Source organism: Amycolatopsis dendrobii (assembly GCF_014145675.1).
Taxonomy (GTDB): Bacteria; Actinomycetota; Actinomycetes; order Mycobacteriales; family Pseudonocardiaceae; genus Amycolatopsis; species Amycolatopsis dendrobii.
This window is the reverse complement of the sequence record NZ_JACGZW010000024.1, coordinates 45,891-68,526: the sequence shown is the minus strand read 5'-3', so window position 1 is coordinate 68,526 and position 22,636 is coordinate 45,891. Positions and strand designations below refer to the sequence as shown.

At 70.8% G+C, this 22,636-nt stretch carries 20 protein-coding genes; 11 read left to right on the top strand and 9 right to left on the bottom strand.

What is annotated here, in order from left to right; genetic code table 11:
* Window positions 1-416: 416 nt before the first annotated feature.
* The gene (locus H4281_RS43025; RefSeq protein ID WP_182896608.1) at window positions 417-1,115 is read left to right on the top strand and encodes a DUF8832 domain-containing protein; all 699 of its coding nucleotides are present in this window, start codon (window positions 417-419) and stop codon (window positions 1,113-1,115) included.
* Between the two features lie 49 nt (window positions 1,116-1,164).
* Entirely contained in the window at window positions 1,165-2,559 is a 1,395-nt protein-coding gene (locus tag H4281_RS43020; RefSeq protein WP_182896607.1) for an MFS transporter, read from the top strand.
* A 53-nt stretch (window positions 2,560-2,612) separates the two neighbouring features.
* On the opposite strand, the gene H4281_RS43015 is transcribed toward H4281_RS43020, so the two are convergent.
* The 3 genes from H4281_RS43015 to H4281_RS43005 are packed head-to-tail and all read right to left on the bottom strand — an operon-like array spanning window position 2,613 to window position 4,746.
* Entirely contained in the window at window positions 2,613-3,035 is a 423-nt protein-coding gene (locus tag H4281_RS43015; protein WP_182896606.1) for a DUF2871 domain-containing protein, read from the bottom strand.
* Entirely contained in the window at window positions 3,032-3,730 is a 699-nt protein-coding gene (locus H4281_RS43010; RefSeq protein ID WP_182896605.1) for an ABC transporter ATP-binding protein, read from the bottom strand. The genes H4281_RS43015 and H4281_RS43010 overlap by 4 nt, the downstream gene beginning before the upstream one ends.
* A complete protein-coding gene (locus H4281_RS43005) occupies window positions 3,730-4,746 on the bottom strand; it encodes an ABC transporter permease (protein WP_182896604.1) in 1,017 nt (338 codons plus the stop codon). Before H4281_RS43005 ends, H4281_RS43010 begins: the two co-directional genes overlap by 1 nt.
* Before the next feature lie 171 nt (window positions 4,747-4,917).
* On the opposite strand from H4281_RS43005, the gene H4281_RS43000 reads away from it, so the two are divergent.
* From H4281_RS43000 to H4281_RS42970, 7 genes are all read left to right on the top strand, one after another.
* The gene (locus tag H4281_RS43000; protein WP_182896603.1) at window positions 4,918-6,093 is read left to right on the top strand and encodes a sensor histidine kinase; all 1,176 of its coding nucleotides are present in this window, start codon (window positions 4,918-4,920) and stop codon (window positions 6,091-6,093) included.
* A complete protein-coding gene (locus H4281_RS42995; RefSeq protein WP_182896602.1) occupies window positions 6,090-6,707 on the top strand; it encodes a response regulator in 618 nt (205 codons plus the stop codon). Before H4281_RS43000 ends, H4281_RS42995 begins: the two co-directional genes overlap by 4 nt.
* A gap of 178 nt (window positions 6,708-6,885) precedes the next feature.
* A complete protein-coding gene (locus H4281_RS42990) occupies window positions 6,886-8,028 on the top strand; it encodes a cation:proton antiporter (protein ID WP_182896601.1) in 1,143 nt (380 codons plus the stop codon).
* Entirely contained in the window at window positions 8,025-8,402 is a 378-nt protein-coding gene (locus tag H4281_RS42985) for a hypothetical protein (protein WP_182896600.1), read from the top strand. Before H4281_RS42990 ends, H4281_RS42985 begins: the two co-directional genes overlap by 4 nt.
* 102 nt (window positions 8,403-8,504) lie before the next feature.
* A complete protein-coding gene (locus H4281_RS42980) occupies window positions 8,505-9,458 on the top strand; it encodes a hypothetical protein (protein WP_182896599.1) in 954 nt (317 codons plus the stop codon).
* A gap of 143 nt (window positions 9,459-9,601) precedes the next feature.
* Window positions 9,602-10,198, top strand: coding sequence for a GNAT family N-acetyltransferase (locus H4281_RS42975; RefSeq protein WP_182896630.1), 597 nt, complete (start codon window positions 9,602-9,604; stop codon window positions 10,196-10,198).
* 49 nt (window positions 10,199-10,247) lie between these two features.
* Window positions 10,248-10,619: a VOC family protein gene (locus H4281_RS42970; RefSeq protein ID WP_182896598.1), complete on the top strand. Its 372-nt coding sequence runs from the start codon at window positions 10,248-10,250 to the stop codon at window positions 10,617-10,619.
* Here the strand turns inward: H4281_RS42970 and H4281_RS42965 are convergent.
* The 5 genes from H4281_RS42965 to H4281_RS42945 all read right to left on the bottom strand — a co-directional run bounded on the left by H4281_RS42965 (window position 10,508) and on the right by H4281_RS42945 (window position 15,782).
* Window positions 10,508-11,668 (bottom strand): cytochrome P450, encoded by a 1,161-nt coding sequence (locus tag H4281_RS42965; RefSeq protein WP_182896597.1) that lies wholly within the window; start codon window positions 11,666-11,668, stop codon window positions 10,508-10,510. The genes H4281_RS42970 and H4281_RS42965 overlap by 112 nt on opposite strands.
* 86 nt (window positions 11,669-11,754) lie before the next feature.
* Window positions 11,755-12,471, bottom strand: coding sequence for a putative N-acetylmannosamine-6-phosphate 2-epimerase (locus H4281_RS42960; RefSeq protein WP_182896596.1), 717 nt, complete (start codon window positions 12,469-12,471; stop codon window positions 11,755-11,757).
* Window positions 12,462-13,376, bottom strand: a complete 915-nt coding sequence (locus H4281_RS42955; protein ID WP_182896595.1) for an ROK family protein — start codon at window positions 13,374-13,376, stop codon at window positions 12,462-12,464. Before H4281_RS42955 ends, H4281_RS42960 begins: the two co-directional genes overlap by 10 nt.
* Window positions 13,373-14,299 carry a dihydrodipicolinate synthase family protein gene (locus tag H4281_RS42950; protein WP_182896594.1) on the bottom strand — a complete coding sequence of 309 codons (927 nt, stop codon included), beginning with the start codon at window positions 14,297-14,299 and terminating at the stop codon, window positions 13,373-13,375. Before H4281_RS42950 ends, H4281_RS42955 begins: the two co-directional genes overlap by 4 nt.
* A 31-nt stretch (window positions 14,300-14,330) precedes the next feature.
* On the bottom strand, window positions 14,331-15,782 hold the full coding sequence (locus tag H4281_RS42945; protein WP_182896593.1) for an MFS transporter: 1,452 nt from the start codon (window positions 15,780-15,782) through the stop codon (window positions 14,331-14,333).
* Window positions 15,783-15,894: 112 nt separating this feature from the next.
* Between H4281_RS42945 and H4281_RS42940 the strand changes: the two genes are divergently transcribed.
* Window positions 15,895-16,596, top strand: a complete 702-nt coding sequence (locus H4281_RS42940; RefSeq protein WP_182896592.1) for a FadR/GntR family transcriptional regulator — start codon at window positions 15,895-15,897, stop codon at window positions 16,594-16,596.
* A gap of 106 nt (window positions 16,597-16,702) precedes the next feature.
* Here H4281_RS42940 and H4281_RS42935 read toward each other — a convergent pair whose 3' ends face one another.
* Complete coding sequence (locus H4281_RS42935) at window positions 16,703-17,746, bottom strand: MBL fold metallo-hydrolase (protein WP_220508701.1); 1,044 nt, start codon at window positions 17,744-17,746, stop codon at window positions 16,703-16,705.
* A gap of 249 nt (window positions 17,747-17,995) precedes the next feature.
* On the opposite strand from H4281_RS42935, the gene H4281_RS42930 reads away from it, so the two are divergent.
* The gene (locus tag H4281_RS42930; protein WP_182896591.1) at window positions 17,996-22,588 is read left to right on the top strand and encodes an RHS repeat-associated core domain-containing protein; all 4,593 of its coding nucleotides are present in this window, start codon (window positions 17,996-17,998) and stop codon (window positions 22,586-22,588) included.
* Window positions 22,589-22,636 lie beyond the last annotated feature (48 nt).

Here is a 22,636-nt window from a genome sequence, read left to right as displayed (position 1 = left end):
TTCCTCTCGTCTTTTCTCGGCTGGGGCCACGGCCGCCGACGCGCCGGGCCGGCGCGGGTCAGGGGACCGTGGGGGAGTAGCGGCGACGGGACTCGAGCCCGTGCGCGAAGCGCGACCGAGCGGGGAACCGCTCAGTGCCGCGTTGGCCAGCCGTGCGCGACGCGCCCCTTGTTCCAGGCGGACTGGCGCGTGCGCTGACGGAGGTCGGCGAGCTGTCCGGAAGTCAGCAGCATCGCGCACCTCCTCGAGAGCGAACGGAACGGGCGGTGCGGGCGCACCGCCGTCGACGAAGCGTAACGCCGGTCTCAGGCCGAGACAAGGGCCGGGGTCGCCCGGAAGGAGACCCAGGACACACTCCTAGATACCCCCATGGGGTATAGAGTTCGTGCCGTCGAGAACGAGCGAAGGAGAGTCCGATGAACGTCAACGGCACCGCACTTTCGACCGGCGAGGTCCAGCTCGGCGTGGTGCACGCCCCGGCGACGGCGGGCGAGGACGGCGAGCTTTCGTTCACCGTCGCCACTGCCGGCGGGCAACCGGTAGCCAAATACGAGGAGGCGCACGGCAAGCAGTTGCACCTGATCGTGGTTCGCGCCGACGGGGCGCACTTCCGGCACCGCCACCCGGTGCTCGACCCGGAAACCGGCGTCTGGACGATCCCGTGGACTTGGGCCGCGGCAGGCACCTACCGCGTCTTCGCCGACTTGACCCCGGCGGGCGGCGAGAGCGTCACGCTGTCGCGCACGGTCGAGGTCGCTGGCGACTACCAGCCGCAGGTCGCGGAACCGATCGCTGCGAGCGTCGTCGACGGCTACCAAGTGACCCTCGAAGGCACGCTCGCGGCCGGTGCCGGAACGCTGCTGACCGCCCGTGTAACCCGCGACGGACAGCCGGTCACCGACCTGGAGCCGTACCTGGGTTCGTTCGGGCACCTGGTCGCACTGCGCCAAGGCGACCTCGCCTACCTGCATATCCACGCGCTCGACGACGGGAAGCCCGGACCGGAGATCCGCTTCCACGCCGAGGCCCCGACGACCGGCCGGTACCTGCTGTACCTCGACTTCCAGGCCGCGGGCGTCGTGCGCACCGCCGCCTTCGTCCTCGACGCCGCCTGAGCAGCTTTATGCCGTGCTGCCGATCCCCTTGAAGAGAAAGCGAAAGACGATGACCACTGCCCAAGAAACCCGGCCGAACACCCTCCGCTGGCGGGCGCTCGGACTGATCGCCCTGGCCCAGTTCATGGTGATCATGGATACCTCGATCATGGGCGTCGCCCTGCCGCGCATGCGCGACGCTCTCGGCTTCACGCCCAGCACGCTGTCCTGGGTCTTCAACGCTTACGTGATCGCCTTCGGCGGCCTGTTGCTGCTCGGCGGACGACTGTCGGATTTGTTCGGCGCCAGAAGGCTTTTCGCCGCCGGCTGGGCAATCCTCCTGGCCGGTTCGGTGCTCGCCGGAGCCGCCGGGAACGTGCCGGTCGAACTCGCCGGCCGGATCGTGCAGGGCGCGGGAGCCGCGCTCATCGCCCCGTCCGCGCTGACACTGCTGATGATGCTCTTCGGCAGCAACCCGAAGGAGCTCACGAAAGCCCTTGCCCTGTACGGCGCGGCGGCTCCGGCCGGCGGTACCGCGGGAGTGTTCCTCGGCGGAGTGATCACCGAGTACCTGTCGTGGCCGTGGGTGTTCTACCTCAACGTGCCCATCGCGGTGCTCGCGCTGTTCGCCGCTCGCGCCGTTCTGCCCGGGGGAGCGACCGGAACCCGCGGCACGGTCGACGTTTTCGGCGCGCTGACCGTCACGCTCGGCTTGGGGACCCTGGTGTACGGCATCGTCCGCGCTCCGGAAGCGGGCTGGGCAGCCACCTCGATCGCTGGTGGCGCCGGCCTCGTGCTGCTCACGGTTTTCGTTGCCCGGCAGGCGAAAGCCCGCATTCCGCTGATGCGGCTGTCGATCTTCCGCGCCCCGCGGCTCGGCGCGGCGAACCTGGCGCAGGTGTTCCTGGGCGCGGCGTGGATTCCGATGTGGTTCTTCCTGAACCTCTACCTGCAGCAGGTGCTCGGCTTCCGCGCCTTCCCGGCCGGTGCGGCGCTGCTGCCGATGACCGCGCTGATCATGCTGGGGATGATCGCCTTGGCCCCGCGGGTGATCGGCCGGTTCGGGGCGAAACTGCCGATCGTCGCCGGGTTGCTGCTGCTGGCGATCGGGCTGGGCTGGCTCGCGCTGGTGCGTGCTGACGGAAGCTTCTGGGTCGACGTCCTGCCCGCGTCGCTCGTCGCGGCGCTGGGGATGTCGCTGGCCTTCATCCCGTCGCTCAGCACGGCGATTTCCGCGGCCCGGCCGGAAGAAGGCGGTCTCGCGTCGGGGATCGTGAACACCGGTTACCAGGTGGGTTCGGCGCTGGGGCTGGCCGTGATGACCGCACTGGCGGCCGCTTCGGGCGCGAGCGCGCTCGGCGACCCGGCGGCGTTGACGAGCGGCTACTCGGTCGCGTTCGCCGGCTCGGCAGTGCTCGCCCTGGCAGCTGCCGGCCTCGCGGCTCTGACCTTCCGCCGCCGGTAAGCGACGTGAAGGACTCCTTGAGGGAATCTGGTTCCCTCAAGGAGTCCTGCACGTCACGCCTTTTTCTCGGCGGGCTTCCAGATGCGGCCGTGGAGGCCGACGAACAGCAGCACGAACGCGACCGTCAGCAGGATGTGCCCCAGCCCGGCGATCCCGGCGATCGCCGCGCCGGATTCCTTGCCCAGCACGGTGAGCGTGCCGTGCACGACCATCCCGCCGACCGTGACGAGCATCCCGGCGTGGTAGATCCAGAAGAACGGCGCGAACGACCTGGTCGCCGACAGCGCGAACACCTTGTCCAGCACCAGGACGATCAGGAACACCAGCGTCCCGAGCGCGAGCAGGTGGGTGTGCACGATGGACAGCTGGGTGTCGCCGGTGAAGTCCTTCGCCTTGGTCAGCTCGCGGTAGTACAACCCGCCGAGCAGGCCGAGGATCGTGTAGATCGCGGCGGCCCAGTAGATCTTCTTCGTCATCGGTTCTCCTCGGCTCCGGCCCGGGCCGGCTGGTGGATCCGTCCGTCGACGACCTCGTGCACCGAGTCGACCCCTTCGAGGTGGGAGCGGTCGTGGGTGACCAGTACGGTTGCCGTCGCCTGCTGGTGCGTGATCGTAGTGAGCAGATCGACCACCGCCGCGCCGCGGTCCTGGTCAAGGGCGCTCGTCGGCTCGTCGACCAGCAGCACGGCGGGCTCGTTCATCAAGGCGCGCGCGATGTTGACCCGCTGTTGCTGGCCGCCGGAAAGCCGCCCCGGCCGGTGCGTCGCGCGATCGGCCAGTCCGACCGCGTCGAGCAGCTCCCTCGCTCGTTTCGCCGCCTCGCGGCGCGGCGTCCCGCTCAGGTGCGCCATGACTTCCAGCTGTTCCGCCGCGGTGAGCGACGCGAGCAGATTCGGTTGCTGGAACACGATCCCGATCGTGGTGCGGCGCAGTTCCGCCAGCGCGGCCCGGTCAAGGCCGGTGGTGTCGGCGCCGCCGACGACTACGCGTCCGCGATCGGGCCGGATGAGCGTCGCGGCGACGGCCAGCAGGCTCGATTTGCCGGACCCGGACGGCCCGACCACCGCGGCGACGCTCCCGGCGGGCACGTGGAGGTCGACCTGGTCGAGGGCGGTGAGGCGGGAATCGCCGTCGGGGTAGGTGAGGGTGATGCCGGACAGGTGCAGGCTCATCAGTGCGCTCCGGAGGTGAGGGCGGTCAGCGGGTCGACGGAAGTGATGCGGCGGACCGCGAGCGCGGCGCCGAGCACCCCGAGGAGCACCAGCACCGCGGCCGGGCCGAGCAAGGTGCCCGCGCTGAGCACGAACGGCACCGTTCCCGACGCGACCGCTCCGAGCGCGGCGGCGAGCCCGGTCCCGAGCGCGGTCCCGCCGACCAGCAGCACGACGACCTGGCCGAGCGCGTCGCGCAGCAGGTACTTGGTGGTCGCGCCGAGCGCTTTCAGCACCGCGATGTCGCGGCTGCGCTGGATCGTCCACACGGTGAAGAACGCGCCGATCACCAGCGCGGAGATCACGAACAGGAACGCGCGCATGAGCTGGAGCGAACCGTTTTCCGCCGAGTAGGAACCGATCGCGGACAACGCGTCGTCCTTCGTGACGGTCCGGGTGCCGAGGCGGGCGTCCGCGGCGGCGATATCGGCGGATGATTCGGTGGTCACCGCGAGCACTGTCGCGTTTGGACCGTCGAGGTGCGTCCACACCACCGGGAGATGGCTGTACGACGCGTCTCCGGAGATCGCGGACACGGTGACTTTCTGGCCTTGCAAGGCGAGCTGATCGCCTTCGCGGGCCTGCAGCGCGTCGGCCGCGTCCGTGGACAACACGACCGTGCCCGGACGCTGATTTCGGACCCCGAACGACGCCAGCGTCGCGGTGCGCTCGCCGGCCGCGGCGCTGGCCGTGCTGATCGCGATCGGTTCCGCGCTGGTCACGCCCGGAACCCGGGCGTACTGCCCGGCCTGCTCACGGGTCACTGTGGACTGTCCGAACGAGAGCGATCCGCTGCCGGGTTCGGCGAAGACCAGGTGGTCGGCCTTCAATCCGGTGATCGCGGACGTGCTCTGCGCGGCCAGCCCCGCGGTAAGCCCGGACAACAGCCCGACCAGCAACGTCATCAGCACGACGACGGTCCCCATCAACGCGAACCGCCCCTTGGCGAAGCGCAGATCCCGCCACGCGACGAACATGTGCGTCCCTTCCTTCTCGGTGTGCTTCCCAGCCTCGTCCGGACGGGGCGCGGGAACATCGCGCCGCGGATGGCATCCCGGGAATCGATGGGTGCACTCGCCGCTCAACCTTTCGATTGATGCGAAATCCGCCCGGGACACGGACAATCGGCGGGGGAGGTAGCCGCTTTCGTGAATCCGCACACCCTCGACCGGCCGTTGCGCGTCCTGCGCGTCTGCCTGCACCTCCTGCTCGCCGGGCTGCTGGTGCTCGCCGTCGCGCGCGCGTTCGCCGACGGCCTGCCGCACGCGCCCGCGGTGCTGGCGGGCGCGCTGGTGATGGGCGGCGTCTACACCGCGGGCCCGCTGCTGCCTCGCGTCGGCCGGTTGCCGGGTGCGACGGCCGGATGGCTGGCCGTGCTGGGCGTCGCGTGGCTCGTGCTGCTGTGGCTCACACCGGACGGGGTGTGGCTGGCATTCCCGCTGTACTTCCTGCAAATGCACCTGCTGCCGACGCGCTGGGGTCCGTCCGTCGTCGCGCTGACCACCGTGCTGGCGATCGCCGGTTTCACGCGCCACCAAGGCGGATTCAGCGTCGGCGTGATCATCGGCCCGGCGCTCGGGGCCGCGGTCGCGATCGCCACCGTGCTCGGCTACCAGGTGCTCTACCGCGAAAGCGAGCAGCGGCGGCAGCTCATCGAGGAGTTGCGCGAGACCCGCAACGATCTCGCCGCGATGGAACACTCCGCGGGCGTCCTAGCCGAACGCGAACGCCTCGCGCGGGAAATCCACGACACCCTGGCACAGGGCCTGTCGAGCATTCACCTGCTGCTCCGCGCCGCCGAGCGCGCACTGCCGGACCGTCCGGACGCGGCGGTCCCGCACGTCACGCAGGCTCGGCAAGCCGCCCAGGACAACCTCACCGAAGCCCGCCGCCTCGTCTACGCCCTCGCCCCGGTGGAACTGGAAGGCGCTTCCCTGCCGGCGGCTTTGGAACGCCTGTGCGCGACCACGCAGCAGCGCTCTGGCCTGACTGTCCACTTTCACCTCAGCGGCACCCCGTTCGACGTGCCGACCGCGTATGAGGTCGCCTTGCTGCGGATCGCCCAATCGGCACTGGCCAACACCGTCCGGCACGCCGCGGCCGGCCGGGCGGAGCTGACCTTGAGTTACATGGACACGAGCATCACCCTGGACGCCGTGGACGACGGCATCGGTTTCGACCCGCAGGAGGTACGCGGCGGCAGCGGCTTCGGCCTGCCCGCGATGCGCGCCCGCGCCCGCTCCCTCGGCGGCTCGTGGACCGTGGAATCCTCGCCCGGCAACGGCACCGCACTGGCCGTGAGCTTCCCCGTGGACCCGCGATGATCCGCCTCCTGCTGGCCGACGACCACCCCGTCGTCCGCGCCGGATTGCGTGCCGTCCTGGAAACCGAACCGGATCTGGAAGTCGTCGCGGAAGCCTCCTCCGCGGAAGAGGCCGTGCGGCTGGCGGCGGACGTGGACGTGGTGCTGATGGACCTCCAATTCGGCTCCGGAATGCACGGCTCCGAAGCCGCCGCGGCGATCACCGCGTCGGCCGACGCCCCGAAAGTCCTGGTCCTCACGACGTACGACACCGACGGCGACATCCTGGCCGCGATCGAAGCAGGCGCGACCGGGTACCTGCTGAAGGACGCCCCGCCCGAAGACCTCGCCGCCGCGGTGCGCAATGCCGCCGCCGGACAGACCGTGCTGGCCCCCGCGGTCGCCCACCGGCTGATGAACCGCATGCGCACCCCGGCGGCCGCGTTGTCGCCCCGGGAGATCGAGGTGCTGGGACTGGTCGCGGACGGGTTGTCGAATCTGGAGATCAGCAAACGGCTGTTTTTGAGCCAGGCGACGGTGAAATCGCATTTGGTGCACATTTACACGAAACTCGGAGTGGATTCCCGGACGGCGGCGGTGGCGGCGGGGAAGGCGCAGGGGCTGATCCGCCGCTGACAGCGGGCGTCCGGGGTTTCGGTCGCCGCGGCGGATCGCGGCCGGTTCGCGGCGCCGGACCTGGCTGACCGATCGCGCGCCGGATTCCCAGGCCGCCGCAGCCGCACCGCATCCAGGTGACGGGAGTAGTCCGGACAGCCCGGCCGGGCGACAATGCTCAGCGGGAGGAGGCGCGCCGATGACCCTGTTCGCGATGGCCGTCGTCCTTCTCGCGGGCCTGGCCGGACCGCTGCTGGCCACCCCGGAACGCGCCCGGATCCCGATCGTCGTCGGGGAAATCCTGCTCGGCGTGGCGGCCGGCCGGACCGGCTTCGGCTGGGTGGACGCCGGCGATCCGATCCTCTCTTTCGTGGCCTCCGCCGGGTTCGCGCTGGTGATGCTGGTCGCCGGCAGCCACGTGCCGTTGCGGGATCCGGCGTTGCGCGTCGCGGCCGGGCGAGGGGCGGTGCTGGCCGCGCTGGCGGGCGTGCTGTCGGCGCCCGCCGGATTCGGGGTGGCGGCGCTCGTCGGCACCGGGCACGGACTGCTGTACGCGGTCCTGCTCGCGTCCAGTTCCGCGGCGCTGGTGATGCCGGTGCTGAACGAGACGAAACTCGCCACACCGCCCGCACTGGCCTTGACCGTGCAGGTCGCGATCGCGGACACGGCGTGCATCGTGGCGCTGCCGCTGGCGGCCGCGCCGGAGCGGGCCGGGCGCGCGGCGCTCGGGGCGCTGGCGGTCGTCGCGGCCGGGGCGGTGTGGTTCGTCGTGCTGCGGTGGCTGCATTCCCGGGGCCTGGTGGACCGGGCGCACGACCTCAGCAAGTCCCGGCATTTCGGCCTTGAGCTCCGGATCGCGCTGATCGTCCTCTTCGGACTCGCCGGGCTGGCCCAGCTCGTCGGGGTGTCGGTGATGCTGGCGGGATTCGTCGCGGGTCTGGCGCTGGCCGCGGTCGGGGAACCCCGCCGCCTCGCCCGGCAGCTGTTCGCGGTGACCGACGGCTTCCTCGGGCCGGTGTTCTTCGTGTGGCTGGGCGCTTCGCTCGATTTGCGCGCGCTCGGCCAGCATCCGGTGATGCTCGTGCTCGCGGCGTTGATCGCGGCGGGTTCGGTGGTGGTCCACGGTGCGACGCGGCTGCTGGGACAGCCGTTTCCGCTGGCTTTGCTCGCAGGCGCGCAACTAGGGGTGCCGGTCGCGGCGGTCACCATCGGCACGAGCGAAAAATTGCTCGCTCCGGGCGAGGCCGGGGCGATTCTCGCCGCGGCGCTGATCAGCGTCGGGGTCACCGCGTGGGCCGCGTCCCGTGCTGTCCGCGATGCCGAATCGAGGGAGGCCTCATGAAAGAACATTGGAAAGACGAACCGGACGAGCATGATTATCCGGCAGCATTCGACTACCTCACCCTGGTCGCGCCCGAGGACACCGCGACCGGTCTGGTCGATCAGCTGAAGGAAGCGAAACTGACCCACCGCAAGGCGAAGGACATCCTGCGGGCCAGCAGGCTGAAGCTCCTGCCCGAGGACAACGCGCACGTCGCGAAGGACCTCGAGAAGGTCAAGGACGGCAAGGCGCTCTCGCCGGTCCTGCTCGTCCGCGGGCACGGCCACCCCGGGTTCGAGACGGCCGACGACCTGGTCGTCGCGGACGGTTACCACCGCGTGTGCGCTTCGTATCACCTCGACGAAAATGCCGACATTCCGTGCAAATTGATTTGAACGCCGCTTGGATTCCGAATTGATTGCGAAGCCCGGCCGTTCGTAACGCCTGCTCGTCGTTGTCGATCTTTCGATGCGAGATCGACGAGACAGGCGGAACAAGTGGACGAGCACAACATCGAGAGCCACCCGGACCTGATGGACCCGGATTGGCAGCGGCACGCCGAGAAGGAAGCCTGGACCGGCCTGCGCCGCGACCGCCGGCGGGCGCGGCGCAGGCCGGCCGCCATCTGGGGCGCGGTGGTGATCGTCGCGGCGGCGGCCGGGTTCTACCTGTGGCAGCGGGGGACGACTCCGGAGCAGGTCGCCGGAAGCGGTCCGGCTGTGCTCACGTCGACCACCACCGCGCCCGCGCCGACCGACCTTCCCGGCTACGGGCGCGTCGACCTGGCCCGGCCGTTCCTCAACACCCCGGCGCAGAACTGGCCCGAAGGCATCGCCGGGCTGAAGATCCCGGCCCCGGCGAAGGTCGGCGCGTTCTCCGCGAAGCAGGTCGGGGCGGCGCAGGAGCAGGTCAAGCACGCGGTCGAGGTCGCGCAGTTCGACAAGAACGTCCTCGAAGGGCATCACCCTGAGGGGTATGTCGGGCTCTTCGCGCCGGATCAGCGGGGCGACCTCACGGCCCACATCAGGCATTACGTGATCTACCTGGCCGAGGGGTACCGCCTGCTGCCCGTGCAGCCGAGGATGACCGGGAAGATGACCGTGCGGCCAGGCGAAACCGGCGAACTGCTGGTGCACGTCTCCTACGTGGTGGCCTACGCCTTCGATCCCGGCAGCCGCATCGTCAACGGGCCCGCCGACCTGGAGCCGTTCGTCCGGGTCGACACCGACTACATCCTGCGCAACGGCTCGGGCTGGGCGCCGGGCGACCGCGGGCTGTGGGCCGGCGACGGCGGTTCGTTCTACACCAGCGTCGCGTGCCGCACCGGCAAGTCGGACGACCTCGCGCCCGCGTTCAGCGACCCGAACTACGACGCGCCCTCGATGAGCCCCCAGCCGGGCGAGTTCGACCCGGACAAACCGTTGCCCACCAAGGGAAACTGCGGCGAGTAACCAGGCCGGGAACCGAACGGGGGATTCTCTGGAACGCGCCAGGACGCGGCCCGGTACCATCAGTCGCGATGATCACGAATGTGTCTCGGCGGGCCGGGTCCGGCGCCGTCGCCCCGTGGCGGGTCGACGAGGTCGGACGGAAGGTGCGGCTGCGCGAGGTCCGCCCCGGCGACCAGCGCACCCTCGCCGGATTCGACCGGGACTCCGTCCGGGCGCGCGACCCGCAGGTCGGCGGTTACCGGCACTGGGCGACGCACCGGGGGCACTCCTCCCCGGACGGCTTCCACTTCGCGATCGAGACCCTGCACAACCGGACGCTGGTCGGCTCCGTGTGGGTCGAAACGGACCCGTTCTCCGGCCGGTTCAGCTACGGCGTCGGGATCGGCCCGCAGCACCGCCGCTGCGGTTACGCCGCCGACGCGGTCGCGCTGCTGCTGGCGTTCATGTTCGAGCGGTGCCGGTACCGGGCGTGCGAGGTGAGCGTCAACGGGAGCAACTTCGCTTCGCTGTCGCTGCACGGCGAGCTGGGCTTCCGGGAAGAAGGCCGGCTCCGCGACGCCGAGTTGCTGCGCGGGGAAGTCAAGTACCCCGTTCTCATGAGCATCACCGCCGAGCAGTTCGCGGAGCGTCACCTGGCACTCGCGGCCCGCGGCGCAGGCCGGTCCTCGTCGCGCGGGCGGCACTGGCGAGTCCAGCGCCCCGGACGGCACCGCCGCATCGCCTACTCCACGGGCGGCTAGCTCCCATTTCTCCAAGCGCCCGGGCCGCCTGAGCTGCGATGCTCACCGGGTGATCAAACGCATCATCGCCTACTCCGAAGGCGCCGACGACGCCGCGACCCGCGACTTCTACGTCCACGTCCTGGGGCTCGACGTCGCCATGGACTATCCCGCTCTCGGCCTCCGAAGCGGCGACAACCCGGCCGCGCAGGTGCTCGTCCTCCCGCCCGGAAGCACCGATCCCGTCCCTCGCTGGGGCATCGACCTCGGCGACCCCGAGGCGGTCGAAGCAGCCCACGCCGAGGTGGTGCGGCGCGGGCTGCGGGTGGTCTATCCGCTGACTGACGAGTCGTGGGGAGTGCGGCGGTTCTTTGCGGAGGATCCGGGCGGCAACGTCGTCAACGTGCTTGCCCACGTAACCGGCAGTTCGCGCACCGAATAAAAGATCGCGTTCTCCTTGAACTCCAAGCGATCCAGCGGTGCGGCCAGCGTCAGCGTCGGCACCCGTCGCCGCAACGTCGCGTACGCGACCTCCAGCTCCACCCGGGCCAGCGGCGCACCGAGGCAGAGGTGCCGCCCATAGCCGAACGCGAGGTGGTGGCGAGCGGACCGGCGGATGTCGAAGCGGCCGGGGTCCGGGAAGACCAGCGGATCCCGGTTCGCGCGACGTGCCTCGGTGTGCGTGAGCGACAAGTAGCGCAACAGTTCCTCCGCCGGGCCGGACACATCGCTGAACTGCTCCGGGTGCGTCAGCAACACGGCCGTGCCCAACGCGATCATGGCTGCGGTGGTGTCGTGACCGGCGACGAGAAGAAGTTGCCCCAGCACGGCAATGGAACGCGGGGACATCGCTTCCCGTTGCTCGACGGGCAGCTTGCTGAGCAAACCCGGCTCGGCGGCCTCCGTGGCGACGAGCCCTTCCAGATACGCATTCAGCTCTTGGCTGGCCGTGACAGCCCGCGTCGGGTCCGGGTCGTCCATGACGAGCGTGCGGGCCACGCTCTGAAAGAAATCGCGATCCGCGCAAGGGACGCCGAGCAGTTCGCGGATCACCAGCGAGGGGAGCGGCGCCGCGAACGCCTCGACCAGATCGGCCGGATTCGGTCCGGCGAGCATTCCGTCAAGGAGATCGTCGGCTAATCGCTGAATGCGCGGCCGCAGCGCCGCCATTTTCCGGACGGTGAATTCCGGGGCCAGGATCCGCCGCTGCGCGGTGTGCTCCGGCGGATCCATCTGCATCAACGTCTTCATCCGCGCGTCGCGCGCCTTGCTGATCGCGTTGGTGTGCGGAAAACCAGGCTGCGCGACGTCGGCGCTGACCCGCGGATCCGCCAGCACCGCACGGACATCGGCATGCCGGGTGATCAGCCAGGGCTCGCTGCCGTCCCACAGCCGGACCCGCGACACCGGCGGCCGCGTCGTCAATCCGGGCGCGGGATCGAAGGGGCATCGTGGCGCACGCGCCATCGGGAAGGTTTCCTCGTCGCTCATGCGGACTCCTCGCGTCGGCTTGCCTGGAGTCGCAGCATGGCCGCCCGGGAGGCCCCGGTAATCAGGCAAAACGGACGTGAGGTGTGTCACGGACTGAGAACTCCGGTCTGTCCGGCGGCGGCCGCGGCGAAGGACGCCGTCAGCCAGGCCGGGTCGGTGATCGCGGTGCCGACGACTACGGCGGCGGCTCCGCGAGCGAGCGCGGCTGCTGCCGAGTCCGGGCTGTGGTAGCGGCCTTCGGCGATGACCGGCGTGGCCGGCAGTGCTTTCCGCAAGGCCGCGACCAGGTCCAGGTCCGGCCCGTCCCGATGCGGCGAATTGCCGGTGTATCCGGAAAGGGTGGTCGCGACGAGGTCCGCTCCCGCCTCGGCCGCGGCGATTCCTTCGTCCACAGTGGACACGTCGGCGAGCACGAGTCCGCCGCGACCGTGCGCGGCGGCGACGAGGTCCGCGAAAGCCGATCCGTCCGGGCGCGGCCGCGAGGTGCCGTCGGCGGCGACGACGGCCGCGCCCGCGTCGAGCACGGCGTGCGCGGCGGCTACGGTCGGCGTGATGTAGACGCCTTCCGTGCCGTCCTTGGTGAGCCCGAGCACCGGGACGTCCACCGCGGCGCGGACGGCGGCCACGTCCGGCACGCCGCCGACGCCTCCGCACCGGATCGCCGCGGCGCCGCCGCGAACGGCGGCCTGTGCCATGCGGACGATCGTCGGCGTGTCCCGCAACGGATGTCCTTCGGGCGCCTGGCACGAAACGATCAGCCTGCCGTGGATCGTGCGGACGAATTCTTCCCGCGTCAAGCGCATTCCGCGGTTCCTTCCTCGAGTGCCAGGAGCGCCAGCAACGCGGCGCCGAGGACAGGCGCGTCGGCGCCCAGCCGCGCCGATCGCACCTCCGCCGGACGGCCCGCCGGGCGGACTTCTGCCCGCAGGGCCTCGGCTGCTGCCTGGACGAACGGCTCGCCGAGTCCGAGCCCGGCGCCTCCGCCGAGGACGACCGCGTCGGCGTCGACGGCGGTGACGAACCCGCTCAGCGCCCTTCCCAGGATCCGGCCCGCTCCCGCCACGACCGCGGCGGCGTCCGGCTCGCCTGCCCGCATCCGCCTCGCGATCTCCGGCAGAGGCACTGGTTCGCCGCCGGTCCTGGCGGAATACGCGGCCGCGACGGCAGGTCCGGCGACGCTCGCTTCGAGGTGGTCGTACCGGCCGCAGCCGCATGGCCGCGCGCCGCGTTCCGGCGTCAGCAAATGCGCTATCTCCCCGGCGCTCCCGTGGTTGCCGTGCACGAGAACGCCGTGCCGGACAAGGGCTCCGCCGAGACCGGTGCCGACTGAGACGTACAGGACGAGGCCGTCCGGTTTCCCTTCGGTCCGGCAGGACTCGCCGTACGCCATCGCTCGCACGTCGTTGTCGACCGCGACCGGCACGCCGAACTCCCCGGACAACCGCTCTCGGACGGGCGCGCCTGCCCAGCCGGGCACCACGTCCGTCGCCGACACGACCGTCCCGTCGCGGACGATGCCGGGCGAGCCGACCCCGATCGCCGAGAACGGCCCGGCCAGTTCGCGCAGCATCGTCGCCACCGTGTCCAGCACCGCCGCGGAACCGCCGTCCGGCGTGGGCCTGCGGAGCATCCGCACGACCTCGCCGTCGGCGACGAGTCCCGCGGCGATCTTGGTGCCGCCGATGTCCACGCCCGCGGTCGTCGTCACAGCAAGCCGCTTTCGGCGAGCCGCGTCCGGACCCGATCGATTTCGCCCGCGTCAAGAGGGATCTGCGGGGGAGCGGTGAGCGGATCGCCGATGACGCCGAGCAGATGCAGCGCCGCCTTGAAGGCGCCGAGCGCCGACGAGCCGCGGCCCATGCGGGCGGCGGACCCGGCGTTGACGAGGTCGAACAGCCGGATCAGCCGTTCCTGTTCCTTCGCCGCGGCATCCCATTCGCCGGCGACGCAATGCCGGTACAGCCGGACGTAGCCGTGCGGATCGACATTGCCGAGTCCGGGCACCACGCCGTGCACCCCCATGCGCAGCGCAGTGTCCACTGTGGTCTCGGAACCGGTCAGCACGCTGAACGAAGGCGCGCTGTCGCGGGTCGCGAGCGTCACGGACCGCATGGCCGCCTCGTCGCCGCTGGAATCCTTCAGCCCGGCCAGCACGCCGTCGGCGGCCCAGCCGCACAGCAGGTCCGCGGTCAGCTTGGTGTGCACCGAAACCGGGAGGTCGTAAGCGAAAACCGGGACCGGGCTCCGCTGGGCGACCAGCCGGAAATGGCGGTCGATCTCGGCCGGGTGGGTGCGCGTGTAGAAGGGCGCGGTGACGACGACGGCGTCGCAGCCCGCGGCGGCCGCCGTCCGCACCTGGTCGAGCACGCGCAGCGTGGTCATGTCGATGGCGCCGGCCAGCACCGGGACCTGCCCGGCCGCGCGGGCGACCGCCACCTCCAGCACGGTGCGCCGGTGCGCATCGGGCAGGAAGGCGGTCTCGCTGGTGGAGCCGAGCACGAAGAGCCCGTCGACCCCTGCGTCGAGAAGGTGGTCGAGGAGGCGTTCCAGCGAGGGCACGTCGACCTCGCAGCCCGCGGTGAGCGGGGTGCAGACCGGCGGGACGACGCCGTGCAGCGGTGCGGTGATCACAGGGTTTCCTTGCGGTTCGAGGACGGGCGGTTCAGCGGGCGGTCGCGGCGGCGGAACGGGTCCGGCCGTCGACGGCGTCGGCGGTCCAGGCGGCGTCCGGGCGCAGCAGCCGCTGGATCCGGGTCGGGGCGTCGATCGCGATGAGGATCAGGACGACAAAGGTGAGGGAGAACGACAGCACGGCCAGCGCGGTGCCGAGGGTGAGGTGGGTGGCCAGGCTCGCGCCGAACACCGGGGCGACCGCGCCGCCGAGCGCGCCGACGTTGTAGGTGAACCCGAGGCCCGCCGCGCGGTGCCGGACGTCGAAGTACCCGGCGATCCACTTGGGCAGCAGGCCGGAGATGCCCTGGCCGAACACCTGCTGCAGGAACAGCAGCACGCCGAGCAGGACGAGTTGCTGCCCGCCGAGCGCGAACACCGGGAAAATCAGCACCTGGGAGATCAGCAGGCTGACCCAGTAGGCGCGGGCGGTGCCGAAGCGGTCGCCGGTGAACCCGGCCACCCAGCAGCCGGCCGCGGCGCCCAGGCCCGCGAAGAACAGGACGGTGCTGGTCTGCGCCGGGCTGTAGCCGAGGCTGGTCTTGAGGTAGGTGGGCAGCAGCGACTGGATCGGCCACGAGTACAGGAACGCGCAGAACACGATCACCATCACGGTGATCCCGGTCGGCCAGCGGCGGCCGGAGAACTGCACCATGTAGGAGACGAACACCGCGGCGGCGGCGACCGCGAGCGGGATCACCAGTGCCGCGGAATCCGCGATCCCGGTGAAGATCAGCACGAGCGACGTCAGCGCGACGGCGGCGAGCGCGAGGTTGACGGCCGCGCGGCGGCCGCGGAACAGGATGTCGAGCACGGTCGGTTCGCCGGTGTTCCCGGCTTCGGTCCAGTCCCGCGCCTCGGGGAGGCTCCGGCGCAGCCAGACCGCGACCGCGATCGGGGCCAGCCCGATGCAGAACAGCGCACGCCAGCCCCAGGCGGGCACGACCAGTTCGTAGGCTCCGGCCGCCACGACGGTGCCGATCGAGTACCCGGAGATCAGGAACCCGCTGGCCTTGTTGCGCAGGTGCTGCGGCCAGGACTCGATCACGTAGGTGGAGCTGGCTCCGTACTCGCCCGCCATGCCGAGGCCGATGACCAGCCGCGCCGCGAACAGCACCCCGTAGGACGGCGCGAGCCCGCAGGCGAGGGTGCCCGCGGAGAACAGCACGATCGAGACGATCATCGCGCTGCGCCTGCCGTACCGGTCGCCGAGCGCGCCGATCACCAGCCCGCCGACCCAGCGCGAGACGAACGCCGCCGAGATCAGCGCGGCTCCTTCCGCGGTGGTCAGCTGGAAGGTGTCCTTGACCTCGGTCAGCACGAGCGTGATGAGGACGAAGTCGAATCCGTCGAGCAGGTAGCCGAGCCAGGCGGCGGCGAACGCCTTCCACTGGCCGCGGTCGATCTGGCGGTACCACCGCGCGGGCGGCTCGGCGTGCGTCATTGCTCCTCCAGGACCGGCGCTTGAGGTTGGACGTTGGACGTCCAACGTTGTGCGGTAGAGTAGGCACACGCAGGGTCCGAAGTAAAGGGCGTCTTCCGGAAATGAGGTTGCGATGACCCGAGCCACCGCAGGCAGGCCGCGCCCGGCGCACGGCGATCCGCTCGCCGCCGAGATCCTGCGGCTGATCCGGGAGCTGGGCCTGCGGGCAGGCGATCCGATGCCGACCGAACTGGAACTCATCGACCGGCTCGCGGTATCGCGGAACACGGTCCGGGAAGCGATCCGCGGCTTGCGCGCGCTGGGCATCGTCGACATCCGGCACGGCCACGGCACGTTCGTCGGGGAGGGTTCGCTCGCCGTGCTCGCGCCCTCGCTGGTGTTCCGCACGCTGGCCGACGGGGGAGCGGGCGGTCTGCTCAACCTGGTCGACATCCGCGAACTCGTCGAGGTCGGGACGATGGACGTCCTGGCCGGCGCGTTCAGCGACGAGACGCTGGCGCGGCTGGAGGGCCTCTGCGACGAGATGATCCGGACGTCGCTGGACCCGGCAGTCGACCGCGAATTCCACCGCACCCTGTACGCCGGCTTGGCCAACCCGCTGGTGGGGCAGCTCGTGGACCTGTTCTGGGACTCCTACCACTCCGCCGAATCCGAGCTCACGCTGCCGGCCGACGCGGCGAACGTCGCGCATACCGCCGAGCAGCACCGCGCGATCGTGAAGGCGCTGCGCGCGGGCGACGCGGCGCGGGCCCGGACCGCGATGACCGAGCATTTCGCCGACATCAGGGCGCGGCTCGCCCGGGCCGGCGGATAAGCCCGGCGCTCGCGCTCGCCGCGACGGCCGCGGACCGGGTGCGCGCTCCGAGCGATGACTCGCGCGGAAACATCGACGGCGCGCTGAGCGGCGTCGGTGATGCCGGTCAGCGGACTTCGAACGTGTCCAGATCGCGTGCCACCGCGACGGGACCGGGGAACGTTTCCCGGGCGGTCGCGACGAGGCGCCGCGGGTCGACCGCGTCGAGGTGGTTGGGGACCACGTGGCTCAGCACCAGCCGGCGGACCTCGGCCTGACGGGCGACCCCTCCGACTGCCGTGTGCGGGGTGTGGGACTCCCGCAGGTGCCGGGCGATGCCCTCGCGCTTCGGGCCGGCGGGCAGGGTGGCGAGCATGGCGTCGAGGTCGATGACCTCGTGCACCAGCAAGTCCGCTCCCCGCGCCAAGGCGATGAGGTTGCCCGAAACCGCGGTGTCGCCGCTGATCACGACCGAGCCGTGCGCGCTGTCGAACCGGAACGCGAACGCGGGGTAGCAGAGCCGGTGATCCACCAGGGTCGCGGTGACGCGCACGAGGTCGTCGGCGTACACCTCGAACGGTTCGACCGGCGGATGACGGCACGTCACCGGATCCGCGCCCGCGTGCTCGGGGATCGCGATGTCCCGGGGCCGGATCCATTCTTCCGGCGCGGAGCGGCCCTCGTCCGCCATGCGCACGGCGACGTCCGGGCCGTAGACGCCTTCCAGGAGCGCGGCCACCACGTCTTGCGTTCCCGACGGTTTCCGGTTGCCGCACACCGCGTCGATGCGCTGCGCTCGGGCGTCGTCCTCCGCGGGGAACCGGGACGGCGCGGCGGGTCCGACCACCTCGACGGGGCGGGCGAACGACTCGCCCGGCACCTGCCATCCGGTGACGAGGAACGCGCCGAGATCGTAGATGTGATCGGAGTGCAGGTGCGTCAGGAACACGGCGCGCAGCTGTTCCCAGCCGGCCGCGGCGCGATAGTTCCGGACCGATCCCATCCCGCAGTCGACAACGTAGGCGGCGCCGTCGACGGTGACCAAGGTGCTGATGCCCGCTCGGCCCTGGGAGACCACGGGGCCTCCGCCGGTGCCCAGCGTGACCACTCGCATCCCGTTGCCTGCCGGGAATTCTCCGTCCCGGGGCCCGGTGTCGGGGGGTGCCGGCATGAGCGTTGCCTCCGCGGTCGGTGATGCGCCCACGCTATGGTGCCGGCGGTGCGGTCGGCAAGGCATCGCTCCGGTGTCCTCATCGGACTGACCGGAGCCGCCGGGGTTTCTCCAGGGCCACTGCACGTGCGGCCCCTTCGGCGGAGTCGGGAGGGCAGAGGATCGGCCCGCCGGAGCGCCTGACCGCCCACGGCGGTTATGGTCGAGCAAACGGCCGCGGGCCGGTACATCGTCGTGCGGGGGAGTCGAGTGAGCAATCCGTTGGTCGCGCCGGTCAAGGACTCGACGACGGCGTTGTCCGGGATACCGTTGCTCGAGGACGCGGAGACGCTGAAGCAGGGCATCGAGAGCAAGAACTGGGCGTCGGTGGCGATCGGCGCGGTCGGGACCGCGCTGGACGTGCTGACCGCGGTGATGGACCCGTTCGGCGCGATCCTCGCCGCGGGCGTGGGCTGGCTGATGGAGCACGTCGGCCCGTTGAAGGAAGCGCTCAACGCGCTGACCGGCAACGCGGACGAGATCAAGTCCCAGGCCGAGACGTGGACGAACGTCGCCAAGGAACTCGAGGGCATCTCGGCCGAACTGGGCGAGCTGATCAAGAAGGACCTGGAGAGCTGGCAGGGCGAGGCCGCGGACGCCTACCGGAAGCGGGCCGGGGACACGTCCGCGCTGATCGCCAGCGCGCAGAAGGGTTCCGAGGGCGCGGCCAGCGGGGTGAAGACCGCGGGCGAAGTGGTGGCCGCGGTGCGAACGCTGGTGCGCGACACGATCGCGGACCTGGTCGGGCACCTGATCTCGTGGGCCTTGCAGGTGCTGTTCACCGCGGGGATCGGGATGGCGTGGGTGGTGCCGCAGGTCGTCACCGCGGTCGCCAAGACCGCCTCGACCATCGCCAAGGTCACCTCGAAGCTCGTCAAGGCGCTCAAGGCGCTGATCCCGCTGCTGAAGAAGGCCGGGACGCTCTTCGAGGACGCGGGCAAGGCGCTGAAGGGGCTCAAGAGCGGCAAGGGCGGCGCGACGCACACGCCCAAGGACATCAACGTCAAATCCGAGAAGCCGAAGGGCGGCTCGAAAGACAACGAGAGCACCACGGCCTCCGGCGACCACAGCGGCGGGCATGGCGGCGGCGAGCGCGGCGGGGACACGCACACCTCCGGCGACCCCAACCCGCCGAAGGACCACAAGCCTGAGACCAGGGACGAAAACACCTCGGCCGCGGGCTCGCGGGAGGACGTCGGGGGGACGGACGGTTCGCGCGGGGGAACGCGCGACCGGGACGGCGGCAACTCGATCAAGAAGAACAACCAGCCGCCCGCGGAGAACTCGACCCCCGGCTACTGCCGTCCGGGCAGCGGCGACCCGATCGACATGACCACCGGGCGGATGATGCTGCCCGAGACCGACCTCGTGATCGCCGGTGCGCTGCCGCTGGTGCTGCAGCGCATGCATTTCTCCACCTACCGCGCCGGATTCCGGTTCGGCCGCACGTGGGCGTCCACTGTGGACCAGCGGCTCGAGATCGAGGACGGGGAGATCGGCTTCGCCGCCGAGGACGGCACGTTCCTCGTCTACCCGGTGACCGAAGGCGTCGCGCTCCCGGTCAGCGGGCCGTACTGGCCGCTCAAGCGTTCGCCCGAAGGCGGTTACGTCATCGAGCAGCACGACCTGCAGCGGATGCTGTACTTCGCGCCCGACGGCAACGGACGGCTGCCGCTGACGGCGATCTTCGACAACGACGGGCACCGGATCCACTTCTGCCACGACGAAGACGGACGCCTCGCCGAGATCCGGCATTCGGGCGGCGCCCGCATCGGCGTCGAAACCGCGGCGGGGCTGGTCACCGCGCTCACGCTGCTGGGCGAGGACAACGCGGCCGAGCGGGTCGAACTGGTCCGCTACCGCTACGACCGCGAACTCCGGCTGACCGAGGTGATCAACTCCTCCGGCCAGTCGATGCGCTACGGCTACGACGGACTGGGCCGCGTCGTGCGGTGGACCGACCGCAACGGCCGCTCGTACGAATTCGTCTACGACGAGCAAAGCCGGTGCGTGTCGGGCAGCGGGACCGAGGGACACCTCGCCTACACCTTCGCCTACGACAGCGAGGCGCGCGTCAGCACCGCGACCGATTCGCTCGGCAACACCACCGAATTCCACCTGAACGCGAACTTCCAGATCGTGCGCCACGTGAGCCCGCTCGGCGGGGTCACGCGCTACGAATGGGACCGCTTCGATCGCATCGTCTCCCAGACCGACGAGCTGGGCCGCACCTCGCGGTGGGAGTACGACGAACAGGGCGACCTGGTGGCGTACACGTTCCCGGACGGCGCGCGCCGCCTGTTCGAGTACTCCGAGCACCGGCTGCTGTCCACTGTGGAGCCCGACGGCGCCGTGTGGCGGCAGGAGTACGACGAGGAAGGGCGGCTCGCCGCGGTGCACGGCCCGCTCGGCGCGACCGTCCGCTACACCGTCGGCGAGGACGGCGCGGTGCGCAGGTCCGTCGACGAGCTGGGCAATCTCACGAGGATCGAGTCCGACGCCTTCGGCAGGCCCGTCACGGTCACCGACCCGCTCGGCGCCGTCACGCGCACCTCGTACGACGCGATGGGCCGGGTGGTCTCCGAGACCGACGTGCTCGGCGGCACCACCGAGTACGCGTGGACGGTCGAGGGCCGCGGCTGGCGGCGGACCGCGCCGGACGGGTCCGTGCAGCGCCGGGTCTACGACGGCGAGGGCAACGTGCGGGAGGAGATCGACGAGCTGGGCGGCGTCACCCGTGTCGACTACGGTGCCTTCGATCTCCCGATCACCCAGATCATGCCGGACGGCAGCCGCCTTCAGGTCGAATACGACACCGAGTTGCAGATGATCGCCGCCACCAACGGCGAGGGGCAGACCTGGCGGTTCGAGTACGACGGCGAAGGGCGCGTGGTCCGCGAAGCCGACTTCGACGGTCGAGTGCTGACCTACGCCTACGACGCCGCGGGACAGCTCGTCTCGCGCACCAACGCGCTCGGCAGCGTCACCACCTACGCCTACGATCTGCGTGGCAACCTCGTCGAGAAGCGCACTGAAGACGATGTCAGCCGCTACGCCTACGACGCGGCCGGGCGCATGGTGCGCGCCGTGAACGCCAGCGCCGACGTCTCGTTCACCTACGACGCTCTCGGCCGGGTGGTGGCCGAGAGCGTCGACGGCGAGACGGTCACGACCGGCTACGACCTCGCGGGCCACCTCGTGCACCGGAGAACCCCTTCGGGGGTGGAGAGCCGTTGGGACTACGACGGCCGGGGCGCGCCCGAGTCGCTGGCCGCGGGCCCGCGCACGCTCCGGTTCCGCCACGACGCGGCGGGCCGGGAGATCTGGCGCGGGCTCGGCGCCGCCGAGCTGACTCAGGAATGGGACGCGCGATACCGGTTGCGCAGCCAGACCGTCGCCACCGGACCGGCCGCCATCGCGCAGCGCCGCGTCTACGAATTCCGGGCCGACAGCGCCATTTCCGCCGTCGAGGAACTGCTGGGCGGCCGGCGCGAGTTCACGCTCGACCGGATGGGCCGCGTCCTCGCAGTGCAGGGCCCGAACGGCCCGGAGCAGTACCGGTACGACCGTGCCGACGCCGTGGCACTGCCGGACAAGCGCGCCGGTGAGTTCGACGCGCAGGGCAGGCTCGTCAGCCGCGAGGGCTGGACGTACGAGTGGAACGGCGAAGACCGGCTCGTCGGCGCGACGTCCCCGGACGGGCAGCAGTGGCGGTACCGCTACGACGCGCTCGGCCGCCGCGTCGCGAAGCAGCGCCTCGACGGTGAAACGGTCGTGTTCGAGATCCGTTTCGTGTGGAGCGACGATCTGCTCGTGGAGCAGATCGAAGCGACGCCGTCGGGCCGCGCGCGCAGCACCACGTGGGAGTGGCATCCGGACGACGAAACCCCGGTGGCGCAGACGGATCGCACGTATGACGGCGAAGCTTGCGTCGACGACCGTTTCCACGCGATCGTCGCGGACTTCCTCGGCGCGCCCGCCGAACTGGTCGACGAAACCGGCCAGATCGCCTGGCACCGCGACGAAACGCTGTGGGGCGTGCCCCGCTCGGCTCCGTCCGGCCCGTCGACGCCGCTTCGGTTCCCCGGCCAGTACCTCGACGCCGAGACCGGACTGCACTACAACCGCCACCGCTATTACGACCCCGGCACCGCCCGCTACCTCAGCGCGGACCCGCTCGGGCTCGACGGCGGGCTCGACCCGCACGCGTACGTGCGCAACCCGCTCACCTGGAGCGACCCGCTCGGTCTCGCGGGCGGGTGCAAGAAGAACAAGCTCGACCTGCGGAACGGCAAGGAACGGAAGGGACAGACCGGCACCACGCCCTCAGGGCTGAGCTACGGCCCGATGAAACGGGGCGGGCGCGGGGAGAAGAGCCGGGTCGACCACGTGGACCTGCACACCGACAACGTTCCGGGCAAGGCCGAACACGGGGTCTTCGGCACCCGCAACGGAAACGCGTGGAGCAAGGACAAGGCCGTCAAGGTCACCGACTCCGCTTGGCGAAGGGTCAAATCGGGCGACCCGCGCATCACGAAGGAAGTGCAGGGCGACCGGACGGTCTATATGGTTCCGATGGACAAGAAGGTCGGTTACATCGACGAGCGCGTCCCGGAGCGCGGCCCATTCGACCACAACACCGGCCGCGCCGAGATCATCCGGAACGAGCGGGGCGACATCCAGTACCAGCGGGAGAACGGGAACTATGTCCGGGAGCCGCACGACCTCGACCACCTCAGGATCGTGGTCGACAAGAAGGGCAACGTGATCACCTCCTACCCCGACCGCGTCCGCGACTACTGAGCCGCGGCGGCGGGGCGAGCCGGCCGCAGCCGGCACGCACCGCACTGA

What these genes read in the sequence shown, in the direction of transcription:
- H4281_RS43025 (WP_182896608.1), top strand. Translation starts at nt 417, where the DNA reads ATGAACGTCAACGGCACCGCACTTTCGACCGGCGAGGTCCAGCTCGGC.
- H4281_RS43020 (WP_182896607.1), top strand. Translation starts at nt 1,165, where the DNA reads ATGACCACTGCCCAAGAAACCCGGCCGAACACCCTCCGCTGGCGGGCG.
- H4281_RS43015 (WP_182896606.1), bottom strand. Translation starts at nt 3,035, where the DNA reads ATGACGAAGAAGATCTACTGGGCCGCCGCGATCTACACGATCCTCGGC.
- H4281_RS43010 (WP_182896605.1), bottom strand. Translation starts at nt 3,730, where the DNA reads ATGAGCCTGCACCTGTCCGGCATCACCCTCACCTACCCCGACGGCGAT.
- H4281_RS43005 (WP_182896604.1), bottom strand. Translation starts at nt 4,746, where the DNA reads ATGTTCGTCGCGTGGCGGGATCTGCGCTTCGCCAAGGGGCGGTTCGCG.
- H4281_RS42995 (WP_182896602.1), top strand. Translation starts at nt 6,090, where the DNA reads ATGATCCGCCTCCTGCTGGCCGACGACCACCCCGTCGTCCGCGCCGGA.
- H4281_RS42990 (WP_182896601.1), top strand. Translation starts at nt 6,886, where the DNA reads ATGACCCTGTTCGCGATGGCCGTCGTCCTTCTCGCGGGCCTGGCCGGA.
- H4281_RS42985 (WP_182896600.1), top strand. Translation starts at nt 8,025, where the DNA reads ATGAAAGAACATTGGAAAGACGAACCGGACGAGCATGATTATCCGGCA.
- H4281_RS42965 (WP_182896597.1), bottom strand. Translation starts at nt 11,668, where the DNA reads ATGAGCGACGAGGAAACCTTCCCGATGGCGCGTGCGCCACGATGCCCC.
- H4281_RS42960 (WP_182896596.1), bottom strand. Translation starts at nt 12,471, where the DNA reads ATGCGCTTGACGCGGGAAGAATTCGTCCGCACGATCCACGGCAGGCTG.
- H4281_RS42945 (WP_182896593.1), bottom strand. Translation starts at nt 15,782, where the DNA reads ATGACGCACGCCGAGCCGCCCGCGCGGTGGTACCGCCAGATCGACCGC.
- H4281_RS42940 (WP_182896592.1), top strand. Translation starts at nt 15,895, where the DNA reads ATGACCCGAGCCACCGCAGGCAGGCCGCGCCCGGCGCACGGCGATCCG.
- H4281_RS42935 (WP_220508701.1), bottom strand. Translation starts at nt 17,746, where the DNA reads ATGCCGGCACCCCCCGACACCGGGCCCCGGGACGGAGAATTCCCGGCA.